The organism is Neobacillus sp. NRS-1170, assembly GCF_050468025.1.
This window is the reverse complement of the sequence record NZ_JBITPF010000024.1, coordinates 41,950-55,751: the sequence shown is the minus strand read 5'-3', so window position 1 is coordinate 55,751 and position 13,802 is coordinate 41,950. Positions and strand designations below refer to the sequence as shown.

Below are 13,802 nucleotides of genomic sequence, written 5' to 3'. Positions count from 1 at the left end.
TTTCGATTTACTCGCAGTTTTTCTCCGTTTACTCGCGAAACCCATTTCAACTATTCATTTACATAAAAAAGCCAGGCACCCGAGCCTGACTTAGATTACTTGCATGAAAAAGACACACTGCCTAATTCAGCAAATTGTACAAGAATGGAATCTTTTGGTTCAAAAGAAATCGCTTCGGAGATGGCTCCGCTAAGAATGATATCCCCTTTTTTAATTCCTTTTCCTGCTTCCCCAAGCTTATTAACTGCCCAGGCAACTGATGTAGCGGGATGTCCTAGCACAGCTGCGCTTGAGCTGGTCTGGGAAACTTGCCCGTTCTTCGACATTACCATTCCGATATCAGCCAAATTTAAGACTTTCGGCGACATCCACTTGCTCCCAATAAAAAAGCTGGATGAGGAACAATTGTCGGCAACCACATCTGGCAGGGTAAACTTAAAATTTAAGTAACGGCTGTCAATGATTTCGATCGCCGGGGCCACATATTTGGTAACCCGCAGCACGTCCTCTGCTGTAATATTGGTTCCTTGCAGGTCCTCTGCAATCATAAAAGCGATTTCAGGTTCTGCTTTGGGATGGATGAATTTATTGTAATCAAGCGGTTCCCATTCAAGGGCAAGCATATCATCGGTCAAATAACCATAGATTGCTTCATGTACCCCCATCATTTCTTGTTTTGCCTTACTGGTAAGCCCGAGCTTTAACCCAATTCGGCGTGCCCCATCATTTTCTCTTTTTTGGATTAGTTTTTCTTGGATAAGATAAGCCTCATCGATGGTTAATTCCGGGTATTGATCCGTAACCTTAACCACTTCCCGACGCTCTTTTTCTGCCGAATACAAATAATCTACAATTTCTAAGTCAACACCGCTGGTTAACGTCATTATCTATACCTCCTATTCGCGGCCATTTGCCAATTATCAAAAGTTTGGCTTGTAAAAATTTTTACGTGACCCTATTCGCTGTAATAAGGCCTTTTCGGTCACGTAAACTCTTCCTACGTTACCCTTTTCTTGGTTCCTGAACCTTTTCGGTCACCTAGACTCTTCCTACGTTACTCTTTTCTTGGTCCCTGAACCTTTTCGGTCACGTAGACTCTTCCTACGTTACCCTTTTCTTGGTCCCTTAACCTTTACAGTCACCTAGACGTTGTAAAAGTATAAAATTACTATCAAAACCTACTCAAAAGTAACCGAAACTGATCCAAGTGAACCAAAATGTGCGGAAAATTGATCGCCCGCCCTAACAGGCAAGGCCTTCGTCAACGCACCCGGAAGGATTAATTCACCCGCTTTAAGCGTAATACCAAATTCATGAAGTTTATTCGCCAGCCAGGCCACAGCTTGAGCCGGATGTCCAAGAACCGCAGCACCAGAACCTGTTTCGGCCATTTCTCCATTTTGAAAAATCACCATTCCAACAGTACGCAAATCGATTCCGTCAATCGGAGTTAATTGATTACCCACCACAACCATTGCGGAAGAACCGTTGTCGGCAACCGTATCGACTAATTGAATCTTCCAATCCTCAATCCGGCTATCAATAATTTCAAGTGTTGGCACCACGTACTTTGTGGCCATTAGGACATCCAAAAACGTGACATTCGGTCCTTTTAAGTCCTCGCCAAGAATGAACCCAATCTCTGCCTCAACTTTTGGACTAATCAACCCCTCAACCTTCACGATGCCGCCATCTTCCACCTTCATTTCTTCCAACAAATGGCCATAATCTGGTTCGTCGACTCCCAGCATTTGCTGCATCGCCACGCTGGTCAAACCAACCTTTTTCCCGATGACCTTACTGCCCTGATTCACTTTTTTAGCCATGACCTCAAGTTGAATCTTATAGGCATCCTCTACCTTTAATTCAGGATACTCCACAGTAAGAGGAGCGATAGCATTCTTCGTGCTCTCCGCTTCTAAAAGACTTTCCACAATTTTGTCCACTAACTGATTCATACACTCACTCTTTCTATATGAATTCATAAAGAGTGCCATAAAAGCACTCTTCGATTCTGCCCTAAAGCTTCAACGTAATTGTTTTTGCTTCTGTATAAAATTCAAAACTATGACGGCCGCCCTCACGGCCAATGCCGCTCGCTTTTGCCCCGCCAAAAGGTGTTCGTAAATCGCGATAATACCAGCAGTTGATCCAAAGTAAGCCAGAATTCACTTTAGCCGCAACACGGTGGGCACGACGAAGGTCATTTGTCCAAACGACACCGGCAAGCCCATAGATGGAATCATTGGCAATTCGAATTGCGTCTTCCTCTGTTTTAAATGGAATGACTACAAGGACAGGGCCAAATATCTCCTCTTGTGCCACTCTCATTTTATTATCAACGTCATAAAGAACCGTTGGCTCGTAGAAATTTCCTTGGCCTAATTCTAGCATTCTTTTTCCGCCGATTGCTAGTTTGGCTCCTTCAGAAAGCCCGATTTGAACATATTGATCAACAGTCTCCAAGTGACCTTTTGATACTAATGCCCCCATATCGGTTGCTTCATCCAGCGGATTTCCTACCTTTATATTTCGAACAGCCTTTAAAAATTTATCAAGGAACAGATCGTAAACACTCTCCTGCACCAAAAGCCTAGAGCCGGCTAAACAAATTTCACCCTGGTTTCGAAAAATGGCTTCGATTGATCCCGCTACTGCTTCATCCAAATCGGCATCTTCAAACACTATGTTCGCAGATTTACCGCCAAGTTCCAATGAAACCGGAATTAATTGGGAAGCTGCATTTTGCATTACCGTCCGGCCGGTTGTACTGTCTCCGACAAAGGAGATGCGGCGGACCGATGGATGGTTGGTCATCGTTGTTCCGGCTGTTCCGCCAGGCCCGGTTATAATATTCAATACACCAGGCGGCAGTCCTGCTTCATTGGCGATTTCACCTAGCATGACGGCACTTAGCGGTGTATAGGATGCCGGCTTCACTACAACCGTGTTCCCTGCTGCTAAAGCAGCCGATGCCTTCCAGGTCATTTGCATAAACGGGAGATTCCACGGAATAATTAAGCTGGTTACACCAGCAGGTGCATACTTTGAATATGACATATATTTTGCTTGGTCATAGTGTTCATGATGAATATAATTTGCCATTTCCGCGAAAAAACGAAGATTGGCAGCAGACCTTGGAATATCAAAGCCGCGGCTCTCTTTAATGGGTTTTCCGACATCCAATGTCTCAACAAGAGCCAATTCATCAACTCGTTCCATGACTAAATCAGACATCTTACACAAAATCTTCGACCGTTCTGCGACAGGCATTTCGCTCCATATGCCGCTTTCAAACGTCCGCTGTGCCATTTCAATGGCATATCTAGCATCTTCTTCATTTGCCTTGGCGACCGAAGCTAGCTTTTGATTCGTAGAAGGATCGATCGTATCAAAGGTTTCACCTGAAAAAGCATCCCTATATTCTCCATTGATGAAGAGTTTCGCATCCTTGATTACTTGTTGCTGTGTTAAGTTCATCCCCGTCGCCTCCTGCTACTTTACTTCTACGATCATTTCAACTTCCACTGCATTATTGTGTGGAAGCTGAGCCATTCCAACAGCCGATCTAGCATGTCTGCCTCTTTCGCCAAATACCTGTACAAGTAAATCGGAGGATCCATTCATCACTTTAGGCTGATCGACAAAATCAGGTGTGCTGTTGACAAAACCTAATATTTTCACAATCCGCTTCACTTTGCTTAATTCGCCAAGTTCATTTTTTAATACACTTAGGAGATTTAGCATACATTGTCTTGCGGCATCATAGCCCATTTCAATGGTGACATCCTTCCCCAATTGGCCGCGGAACTCATTCGTCCCCTGACCTGATGTAAAAATAAGATTTCCGGTCCGGACGTAGCTCACATAATTCCCTGATGCAGGGCGAAGCGGCGGCAAGGTCAGCCCAAGTTCTGCTATTTTTTCTTCAGGTGTAAGAATTTTATTTTCCATCATGTCACACTCCAGCTTTTACAGGAATATTTAAGAATCGAAGCGCATTTTTACCGAGCATGGCTTCTGTTTGTTCTTGCGTGAGTCCCTGCGTTTCATCAATCACTTTTCCAGGCGGCACTTCTCTTAATAAGAATGGATAATCAGAGCCCATGATAATTTTTTCATGACCGAAATTTTCAATTAAATATCGGAGATTAATAGGATCATTGACTAAAGAATCAAAGTAAAAGTTTTTCGCATAATAGCTTGGCGGTTTGTCGAGCAATCGTAAATGCGGCCAAACCTTCCAGCCTTGATCAAGTCTTGGCAAAAGGTATGGAAGGGATCCCCCGCCGTGAGCGAAGCAAATTTTTAGCTTAGGGAATTTATCGATGACCCCTCCTAAAATAAGACTTGCGCCTGCAAGGGCTGTTTCGCTCGGCATCCCCACTGTGTACATCAAATTATGACGCGGCATCCGCTCTTTTCCTAGCGTTTCCCAAGGATGAATAAAGAGGGGAACCTCCCATCTTTCCGCCATCTCGAAAAACTCGATGAAAGAAGGATCATCCAAATTAACACCGTTTACATTAGTACCAATTTCAATGCCCTTTAACCCTAATTCGTGGACGCAGCGATCCATTTCACGAATGGCGATATCTACATTTTGCATTGGCACAGCCCCTAATCCAATAAATCGAGTTGGATACTGATTGACTGTTTCAGCAATGAAATCATTTTGAATCCGTGCTAATCTTTCCGCTTCTTCGGCAGGTGCCCAATAGGAGAACGTTACTGGAATCGGCGAAAGTACTTGGATATCAACCGATTCCCGCTCCATATCATAAATCCGCTTCTCCGGACTCCAAACTTGATCGGTGACTTCCCGAAATACCTTACCAGCGACCATAATATTGGCGCCGCAGGTACAGGTTCGTTCAAGCTTTGGCCATTTTTCTCCCGTAAAATGCTGAGTCAGCTCAGACCAATTCTCAGGAATAATATGCGTATGAAAGTCTACTCGCATTTCCATTCACTCGCTTCTTCCGGCATTACATTGCCGCAATTCATGCATGTTCTTAGCTCACGGCTGCCGTTAAAACCGGCAATAGCTTCTTTAACTTGCACTTCGATATTGGTTAATTGAATCTTTACTCGATGCATTTCATGGTCGCACTCATCACAGAACCAGACGAAATCTTCCAGTTCTCCTTGTGCACGGTTTCGTTCAATGACTAGACCAATCGTATCTGACACTCTGTGCGGTGAATGGGGCACATTGGCAGGGAGATGGAACATTTCCCCCTCTTTTACCTCAACAACCTCACGTTTTCCTTCCTGATTGATGACTTCCACGTAGCAGCTGCCTTTAATTTGATAGAAGATTTCTTCCGAAGGATCAACATGGAAATCACGTCTTTTGTTTGGCCCGCCAAGAAGCATCACCATCAATTCTGCATCCTTCCAAATCACTTTATTATTAACAGGAGGCTGAAGCTGATCCTTATTCTCTTCAATAAATTTCATTAGATTAATCGGTAAAAACTGAGTTTTTGTCATTTCCTCTTCTCCCTTCTATCCTCTTACGATTTCGAAATTTCCTTTTAGAGCTTTTTGCATATGGACCACTTCTTCTGCCAATTCGGAAATTCTCCGCAGCAAATCAGGGTCAACAATTTCATTTTTCTGGTTAAAATGCTCATTGTTTGCATAGACATAGCCTGGTGCGACAAAAGCACGGAAGTAACCAGCAATCGGTTTTAATTGGTTTTCAATGACCAAATAATGCTGGTAGGTTCCGCCATTTGCCACAAATCCCATCACTTTGTTTCGGAAATCGTTTGGATGGATTAAGTCAAATAAGTTTTTTAACGGTCCAGGGATGGAGCCTTGAAAAATCGGTGTTCCAAAAATATAAAAATCAGCGGAAGAAACCTTTTGAATCACTGTCTTTGTATCCTCGGAATAGGCGGAAGGATTTCGTCCGTCGCAAAATTGAACTTCGTAGTCGATCAGATCTAAATACTCCACTTCGATTTCCGGGTGCTTCTGCTTCACTTCTTCTAATACTCTTCTGACGAGAATTCCTGTTTTTGCCCCAATAATCGTCCCTGAAATACCTAATAATTTCATACTTGGCTCTCCAATCCTTTATTTAATACACTTACCTGCAATGCCTCATCTACCATATCAGGCGAATGCGTACGCTTATAATTATTGTAAAAAATCGCCCGTTTACGGATTGGATCTCCTGTATAATAGCGCTCGTATTGAAGCAGACGCTGACCAAACGCTTCACCGCATAAATCCCATGCAAGCTTGAACAGACTTACACGGTCTAAGGAAGACACTCCTTCTCTTCCCACATAATAATTTTCCATCGCATCCTTTAATGGCTCACTTTCAAAATCGGCGCCGGTTGGCGACATCAACAGCCCGCCAGCCCCTATAATCTGCATCACTTCAATGGCCCTTGGGTACATCGTCGGCAGCAGTCCTCTAATGGTTTCAAGCGGAATATAACTTGGCATTGCTTCACCGTGTTCTGTCATCGTATATTCCACTTCGGCAACCCGTAATAACGCTCTGATGGATTCAACCGATTGGATTAATTCGCCGAGGTCATTTTGAACATTTAAATAGACATCGACTCCAATGGAATCCGCTAGCTTCATAGCTACTTCAGTGGCAAATTGCAGCTTAACCAGTCCTCTAACACCGGACTGGTGTGCCGGCTGCTGGCCTGCTCCAGTCATTGGGTACAGCTTATTCGCTGCTTCAACATTGTTATAGAGGAAGACTCGGTCCCAAGGAACGACAACATCTTCAAAAACGAGCAGGGCATCCATTTCCTCAAATCTTGACGCTAACGGATGATCAAAGAGGGAACGAGTTCCATCCTGCATTGGTTCCCGGCAAATAATTTTTAACCCCGGTGTTTCAATTGGAATCGCAAAAGCAAGAGCATACTTTTCATCACCCGGTTTAAAGCCAGGGAATGAGTAAATGATGACTTCATCTGTAATCGGAGCAAGCGTAGCCAGCATTTTCGCTCCTCTTACGACTAAACCATCAGGAGTTTCCTTTACGGCACCAAGGTGGGTATAAGTATCCTTTTGTTCGTGTGAAGTCTTACTTCTGTCATTTTGCGGATTGATAATCGCATGAGTTAAAAATAAGTCATGATCACGAAGATACTTATAATAATTGCGGATGTTTTCAGCCCAATTTTGATTGTATTTTTCAAAAAACCAAGAATTATAGTACATCGACGTTACAACAACATTTAAAAAGTCCGGTGTTCTGCCCATTAGCCCAAAGGTTGCCTTGGCAAACACTTCAAAAACTTCTCGGCGTTTCATTAAATCTTCATAGCTTTTTGGCACTAAAAAAGCGTTGTTGACTCTCTCGCCAGTTTCTTCGCATATATGGGTAATTCTATCTTGGTACTCTGGGTTATGCTGCAGGTCATATAACTTGGCAATTTCCAGAATTGGCTGTTTAAAAACTGGTTCATCAAATAAATTGGTCACTTTTTTGCCATGCAGCCACACATCAGGTTTTCTGGATTTTACGGATTCAATATATTGATTACCTGTTCTAATTCCCATCGTTTGGGCCTCCTTGATTTACGGAAATTTACAACTGAATTGTAACCGCTTCCACAAAATGAAAGTGTAGCCTATTTAACATATTTTTCGATTTTATATTTTTAATTATCTAAATAATGAATCTAATCAATGGATAATCCCTTTGATTTCAACTATGATAAAAGTGAAAAACAGAAGACATCTGAGTAGGGCATCCAAAAATATTTTTGGAGGTAACGCTATGGCCACACTGTATGAACATGTTTTTGATTGGGACAGCTATTTACAGTTTGGAACGAGGCAGTTCTTTAAGAGAAAGGAAGCCATCTACAGTCAAGGGACCTGTGGGGATGGGTTTTATTTTCTTAAGAAGGGGTTAGTGAGGATTGTCAGTGTAAATGCATCAGGCAAGGAGCGAATCTTAAACATTGTGATTCCGAATCAGCTCCTAGGCGTCCAGTCGCTGGATCAAAGGCAGCATTTTACAACCGCCATCGCCGTAAAGGATTCCGTCGTTTATCACTTTCCTTGTGAAACATTTAAAACACTCCTTAAAGAGCACCCTAAGCTAGTTCCACTTTTTTCGCGTACGGTTATTCACAAAATGAAAATTTTATTAGATCGCATTAATTTGGATACGCTTACATCTGAACAAAAAATCGCCCTTCTTTTACACAATATTTGCTATGAATTTAAAAATTACGAGATCGCTATTTCACAGCAGGACATTGCCGGTTGCACAGGATTAACAAGAATCACAGTATACAAGGTGTTAAAACAATGGCAAGAGGATGGCATCATCGAGATTATGAAACGAAAATACTATATAAAAAAACCAGATTTCTTAAGAAACCTGGTTAAATAGATTTTTATTATTGGTTTGCAATCGCTTTTATTTTTTCCATATCTTTAATCACAATTTGACGATTTTGTAGGGTGATATAGTTTTCCTGCTTCCACTTTTGAATCACCCTATTGAGGGTAATACGGGATGTACCAATATACTTGGCAAAAGAGGTTTGATTCATGGAAGCGCTACCATTTTCCTCTGACAATTTTAACAAATAATAAGCCATTTGTTGTTCCACTGGACTTTCAATGAGCGAAAGGATTTCTGCTAAAGTTCTAAATTTGTAGATTAGTGACTCAGTATAAATCACAGAGGCCTCCGGATGTTCTGCGTAAATAGCTGCAGCTGCCTCATCAGAAAAGAAATAGATAACTGAGGGGCAGGCTGCGGTGGCACTTGTTAAATAAGGTTCCTGGTGAACACCATGTTCTCCAAACAGCATGCCTGGCGGCACAACATTTATTATCCGTTCATTCCCTTTTTCCGACAGAAGGGTGATATTTATTTCGCCGATGCTGAGATAATAAAATCCTCTTCCACTATGCCCTTGGCGATAGATGACCTTATTTTTTTCTACCTCAAACCGCTGGCCATATTTTAAAAATGGTTCCCACTTATAGCGAAGCTCCTGCATTAGATCACCGTCCATTTTTATAGACTTTTTTCTGAACCAAATTTTCATTTACCGTATGAGTACTCTATTTTGCTTTACGGGCAATGAAACGCACTTTCATTTACCGTGGCAGCTTCCTTTTTGGCTTTTCGGGCAATAAAACGGCTTTTCATTTACCGTTGAGGCTCTTATTTATCATTTTAAGAGCAATGAAAACGCCTTAGCTAACCTTTTTTATAAATAAAGTCCCCTAGTATAAATAGCCGTGATTGTTTTCGCAACTTCTTCTACAGTATCGTGATGTTCGTTCCGGACAATTTCCCATAGGTACATCTCATTTGTAAAAAACCATCCCCTGGCTGCGAGCTTATGATTTAACTCTGGTCTAGCCAGCCCGTTTTCTTGAGCATAGGCAATATCCTCTGAAATTCGCTGAATAAACTTTTCCCGAATCGCCTTCCATTTGATTGAGATGGCGGTCGAAATGCCAATCGCCTGCTCGAACACCTGCATCATGTTCCGTTCTGTTTCTGCCATTTTCAAAAATGCAGTTGCTTGCTTTAGGATAATCTCCATAGCTTCCTTTTTGGTTCTTGGCAAAAAGGAAACCTCTGCAATTTCATAGAACTTCTCCATGACATTCTCCATCAAAACAACTAATATTTCTTCCTTCCCTTCAAAATGAACATATGCCGTTCCGTACCCAATATTGGCCTTTTTGATCATCTGAGAAATGGTTGCCTTATGAAAGCCTTCTTCAAGAAATACCTCTTTAGCTGCATCTAATAACTTTACCCGTGTTTTGATTGAACGCAAATGCCGTTTATCCATCACTTTTTCATCCATCATACCCATTCCTCCTGTTTCTATTTACAGCATATAAGGATTCCCCTGAAAATAAAAGTTTTTACAAAAAAAAGAACTCGTAATGATATAACATTTATAATTTTCTGATATATATTATTGACATCATGTCATTTTCCTTGTTATGATTCACTTTGAATTATGGAAAAAGGAGGGTTTTGATCAAGATAGATTTTTCCCCTAATGGCATCCTTTGTCGAAAATCATTTGTAAGCGGTTCCAAAGAAGTGAAACTCTATCAATTAAAAAAAAAACAGCTAAACTCTCAAAATTCCATTATGATTAAAAGCAGTATGAATGAAAATTGAAGATAAAACAAGGGAAGGTGGGAAAGTATGACGAATATGAATACAAATGGACCAGAAAAAGGTTTAAAGAGGGAATTAAAAACAGGCCAGCTCACGATGATTGCGATGGGCTGCGCCATCGGAACGGGGCTCTTCCTCGGCAGCGGGCTCGCCATTCAAACAGCAGGACCAGGTGTTTTAATCAGCTATGCGGTTGGTGCCTTTATTGTCCTTCTTCTTATGGGATGTTTGTCTGAAATGACGGTTGCACACCCGGCCTCAGGATCCTTCGGCGTTATTGCAGAAAAATATATTCATCCGATGGCAGGCTTTCTTGTGCGCTACTCATATTGGATTGCGAATGTACTGGCTGTTGGGGTAGAAGTAAGTGCCATCGCTGTTTATATGAAATACTGGTTCCCGACAGTGCCAGGAATGGTCTGGATATTACTATTTGGAGCTGTGTTAATTTACGTAAACGCTACAAGCGTCAATACCTTTGCAACCTTTGAGTATTGGTTCTCGATGATTAAAATTAGTGCTATTGTCGGATTTATCATTCTTGGAGCCTATGTTTTATTTGGAACATCTGATCATCCAAAAATGGGTGCAGAGAATTTTGTCAATGACGGAGGATTTCTCCCGTTTGGCTGGAATGGAGTATGGATTGCTATCTTTATTTCCCTATTCAGCTTCTTAGGGACTGAATTGATTGCCGTAACGGCCGGGGAAGCAAAGGATCCTGATGTAGCCGTTCCGAAAGCCTTGAAAGCAACGGTTTTCCGTTTATCTACCTTCTATGTATTAACACTTGCAATCATGTTAATGATTGTACCTTGGAAAGCAGCTGGAGTTGATAAAAGCCCGTTTGTTAAAGTAATGGAAATTTTGAATATCCCTGGAGCCTCTGGGATTATGAATTTTATTATTTTAACGGCCGCATTATCCGCCATGAACAGCCAATTGTATGCTTCAACACGGATGGTGTTTTCCTTATCCCGCAGTAATTTTGCCCCTGCGTTCTTAGGCAAATTAAACAAAAAAGGTGTTCCGGGGGCAGCGCTCGCCGTTTCCACTCTTGGGATTATTGTTGCAGCAGTGGTAAGCGCGTTATTCCCCGGCACATCCTATGCCTTCATGATGGGGATTTCGATGTTCGGTGCCTTATTTACATGGTTAATGGTCTTTGTTTCTCATTTATTTTTCAGAAGAATGTGGGAAAAATCAGGCGGGCGAAAGCTTCCGGTAAAAATGATGGGCTTCCCTTATTTGACCATTTTAGGAGCAGTACTTCTTGTAAGTTTAATGATTACCACATGGTTTACCGATTTTAAAATTTTACTGCAGTTTGGAATACCTTGGTTAGTCTTTTTATGTGTGGCATATTTCTTTTTTCATAAAAGAAACATGAATAATCTATCACAGCAGGATTCTTTGGAAGAACAAATTAAATAGATTAATGGAATGTGAGGGAATGTTATGAGCAACCTGGATAATCTACAAGAACACAAGACATCGAATCTCGAAAAGGAAATTCAATTAGATTTTAAAAAAGAAATGTCTTACGGTGATTATCTTCACCTTGAGCAAATTTTATCAAGCCAGCATCGGCTTTCTGATCATCACGATGAAATGCTGTTTATTATTATCCATCAAACAAGCGAATTATGGATGAAGCTTATTCTACATGAGATGAATGCGGCGATTGAGTGTATCAAACGTAATGATTTGGAACCATCTTTTAAAATGCTGTCACGTGTTTCCAGAATACAGCAGCAGTTGATTCAATCATGGAGTGTCCTATCCACTTTGACACCGGCTGAATATATGCAATTTCGGGATAAATTGGGACATTCCTCTGGATTCCAATCCTATCAAAACCGTTTGATAGAATTTGCGCTCGGAAACAAAAATGCCCATACACTTGCAGTCTATCAGCATCAGCCGGAGTTATATGCCCGTCTAGTGGAATCACTTCATGCACCAAGTATTTATGATGCTGCGATTTCAGCGCTTGTGGCACATGGTTTATCAGTTGATGAAAAAGCCTTGAACCGCGACTGGTCGCAAAACTATGAACCAAATGCCAGCGTGGAAGAAGCGTGGCTCCATGTTTACCGGAATACTGATCAATACTGGGATTTGTATGAACTGGCTGAGAAGCTGGTCGACATTGGCAATCAGCAGCAATTATGGCGCTTTAATCATATGACAACGGTCGAAAGAATTATTGGCCATAAAATGGGTACTGGCGGCTCTTCTGGTGTTACGTATTTAAAACGAGTTCTTGACCAGCAATTCTTCCCGGAGCTATTGAGTCTTCGAACTAAGTTGTAGGATAATGAAGATGTTGAATCTGAGTGTTGGAGGCTGTAAGAATGAGTAAATGGATCGATGTTTCGCAGCGCCTTGACAACAATATCGTTGTCTGGCCAGGAGATACCCCCTTCAACTACAAAGTCAGTTGGAGTAAAGAAGAAAGTGGTTCTGTCAATGTAGGACAGATTACGATGAGTGCTCATACCGGTACCCATATTGACGCTCCTTTCCATTTTGATAACGACGGAAAAAAAGTAATCGATTTGGATCTTGATTTATATATGGGCGAGGCAAGGGTCATTCATTTACAGGAAACGAACAGCATTGGTGTAAAGGACCTTGCCGATATGAATCTTAAAGGGGTAACACGCTTGTTAATTCGGACGGATGCCTGGAAGGATCGAAGTGTTTTTCCTGAGTCGATTCCCCCGATTGAACCCGAATTGGCTTCTTATCTTTCAGAGCTTGGCGTTCGTCTGATTGGCCTTGATTTGCCGTCTGTGGATCAAATCGACAGCAAGGAACTGTCTGCCCACCATGAGCTTACCCGTTTTAATATTCATATTTTGGAAGGGCTTGTACTGGACGAAGTGACGCCTGGTAATTTTGAATTGGCCGCTCTTCCCCTTCCATTAGTGGAGGCGGATGGAAGTCCAGTCCGTGCGATTTTACGAAAAATTGATTAGTATAAACGAGAATGACGTGTGCCATAAGCATACGTCATTTTTTATTCTGTTTTTCAAAATATTTGATATGGTCCATTTTTACTAATTTCTCATCATTTTTTAATCTTTTTTATCATTGATATCTAACTTTAGTCGGAGATACTTATTACAACAATAGGTCATTCTTTTAAGGGGTGAAGCCATGAACAGCTTTGATTATCTTAAGATTATTGAAGAACTTGGAAGGCTTTTGAAAGATTACTATGATTGCAGTGATACAAAAATTCGTGAGGAGATTTATGAAGAAATTCAGCGATTAGGTAAAGTTATCGCTGTATAATTTTCTTCCTAACAAATAGCCTTACTCCATATGAAGTAAAGCTCTAATAATGGATTCACTCACACTAACAATAATGATGCTTTGCCCCAAACCACTCATCAACCCAGTTGTGAATCTCAACGCATTATTACTCAGTCGATATTTCCTTTTCTGCGTCCAGCCATCCACTATCATTGGGATATTTATTAGCAGCCCCAGCCATAACGGCACATGTAAACTGAATATCATGAATAATGGAAAAAATAAATATCCCAATAGAATTCCCGTACACCTTGCGCATAATGGGAGTGTATATCCTTTTATCGTAAGACTCCTGGACTTCATCCGATGACAAGGAA

Annotated in this window: 16 protein-coding genes; 5 read left to right on the top strand and 11 right to left on the bottom strand. The window is 41.5% G+C overall.

What is annotated here, in order from left to right; all coding sequences use genetic code 11:
* Positions 1-95: 95 nt before the first annotated feature.
* The 8 genes from ACIFOT_RS10055 to ACIFOT_RS10020 form a co-directional block, all read right to left on the bottom strand.
* The gene (locus tag ACIFOT_RS10055) at positions 96-884 is read right to left on the bottom strand and encodes a 2-keto-4-pentenoate hydratase (protein WP_430064279.1); all 789 of its coding nucleotides are present in this window, start codon (positions 882-884) and stop codon (positions 96-98) included.
* 294 nt (positions 885-1,178) lie between these two features.
* On the bottom strand, positions 1,179-1,958 hold the full coding sequence (locus ACIFOT_RS10050) for a 2-keto-4-pentenoate hydratase (RefSeq protein WP_430064277.1): 780 nt from the start codon (positions 1,956-1,958) through the stop codon (positions 1,179-1,181).
* A gap of 61 nt (positions 1,959-2,019) precedes the next feature.
* Entirely contained in the window at positions 2,020-3,480 is a 1,461-nt protein-coding gene (locus ACIFOT_RS10045; RefSeq protein WP_430064275.1) for an aldehyde dehydrogenase, read from the bottom strand.
* 15 nt (positions 3,481-3,495) lie between these two features.
* A complete protein-coding gene (locus ACIFOT_RS10040; RefSeq protein WP_430064363.1) occupies positions 3,496-3,954 on the bottom strand; it encodes a RidA family protein in 459 nt (152 codons plus the stop codon).
* A 4-nt stretch (positions 3,955-3,958) separates the two neighbouring features.
* Positions 3,959-4,963 carry an amidohydrolase family protein gene (locus ACIFOT_RS10035; RefSeq protein ID WP_430064361.1) on the bottom strand — a complete coding sequence of 335 codons (1,005 nt, stop codon included), beginning with the start codon at positions 4,961-4,963 and terminating at the stop codon, positions 3,959-3,961.
* The gene (locus ACIFOT_RS10030) at positions 4,954-5,496 is read right to left on the bottom strand and encodes a 3-hydroxyanthranilate 3,4-dioxygenase (protein WP_430064274.1); all 543 of its coding nucleotides are present in this window, start codon (positions 5,494-5,496) and stop codon (positions 4,954-4,956) included. The genes ACIFOT_RS10035 and ACIFOT_RS10030 overlap by 10 nt, the downstream gene beginning before the upstream one ends.
* Positions 5,497-5,511: 15 nt before the next feature.
* Entirely contained in the window at positions 5,512-6,069 is a 558-nt protein-coding gene (locus ACIFOT_RS10025) for an NADPH-dependent FMN reductase (protein ID WP_430064273.1), read from the bottom strand.
* Positions 6,066-7,547, bottom strand: coding sequence for a 4-hydroxyphenylacetate 3-hydroxylase family protein (locus ACIFOT_RS10020; RefSeq protein ID WP_430064272.1), 1,482 nt, complete (start codon positions 7,545-7,547; stop codon positions 6,066-6,068). The genes ACIFOT_RS10025 and ACIFOT_RS10020 overlap by 4 nt, the downstream gene beginning before the upstream one ends.
* Before the next feature lie 220 nt (positions 7,548-7,767).
* Here ACIFOT_RS10020 and ACIFOT_RS10015 point away from each other — a divergent pair, with 220 nt between their 5' ends.
* A complete protein-coding gene (locus ACIFOT_RS10015) occupies positions 7,768-8,391 on the top strand; it encodes a Crp/Fnr family transcriptional regulator (RefSeq protein WP_430064270.1) in 624 nt (207 codons plus the stop codon).
* 7 nt (positions 8,392-8,398) lie between these two features.
* On the opposite strand, the gene ACIFOT_RS10010 is transcribed toward ACIFOT_RS10015, so the two are convergent.
* Together ACIFOT_RS10010 and ACIFOT_RS10005 are read right to left on the bottom strand one after the other, a co-directional pair.
* Positions 8,399-9,025: a Crp/Fnr family transcriptional regulator gene (locus tag ACIFOT_RS10010; RefSeq protein WP_430064268.1), complete on the bottom strand. Its 627-nt coding sequence runs from the start codon at positions 9,023-9,025 to the stop codon at positions 8,399-8,401.
* A gap of 198 nt (positions 9,026-9,223) precedes the next feature.
* Positions 9,224-9,835: a TetR/AcrR family transcriptional regulator gene (locus ACIFOT_RS10005; RefSeq protein WP_430064360.1), complete on the bottom strand. Its 612-nt coding sequence runs from the start codon at positions 9,833-9,835 to the stop codon at positions 9,224-9,226.
* 353 nt (positions 9,836-10,188) lie between these two features.
* On the opposite strand from ACIFOT_RS10005, the gene ACIFOT_RS10000 reads away from it, so the two are divergent.
* The 4 genes from ACIFOT_RS10000 to ACIFOT_RS09985 all read left to right on the top strand — a co-directional run bounded on the left by ACIFOT_RS10000 (position 10,189) and on the right by ACIFOT_RS09985 (position 13,464).
* Positions 10,189-11,595, top strand: a complete 1,407-nt coding sequence (locus ACIFOT_RS10000; protein WP_430064266.1) for an amino acid permease — start codon at positions 10,189-10,191, stop codon at positions 11,593-11,595.
* Between the two features lie 24 nt (positions 11,596-11,619).
* Positions 11,620-12,477, top strand: a complete 858-nt coding sequence (gene kynA / locus ACIFOT_RS09995) for a tryptophan 2,3-dioxygenase (RefSeq protein ID WP_430064264.1) — start codon at positions 11,620-11,622, stop codon at positions 12,475-12,477.
* A 41-nt stretch (positions 12,478-12,518) separates the two neighbouring features.
* Positions 12,519-13,145, top strand: a complete 627-nt coding sequence (gene kynB, locus ACIFOT_RS09990; RefSeq protein WP_430064262.1) for an arylformamidase — start codon at positions 12,519-12,521, stop codon at positions 13,143-13,145.
* A 181-nt stretch (positions 13,146-13,326) separates the two neighbouring features.
* Positions 13,327-13,464 (top strand): hypothetical protein, encoded by a 138-nt coding sequence (locus tag ACIFOT_RS09985; RefSeq protein ID WP_430064260.1) that lies wholly within the window; start codon positions 13,327-13,329, stop codon positions 13,462-13,464.
* Between the two features lie 21 nt (positions 13,465-13,485).
* On the opposite strand, the gene ACIFOT_RS09980 is transcribed toward ACIFOT_RS09985, so the two are convergent.
* Positions 13,486-13,788 (bottom strand): DUF2085 domain-containing protein, encoded by a 303-nt coding sequence (locus ACIFOT_RS09980; RefSeq protein WP_430064358.1) that lies wholly within the window; start codon positions 13,786-13,788, stop codon positions 13,486-13,488.
* Positions 13,789-13,802: the final 14 nt, after the last annotated feature.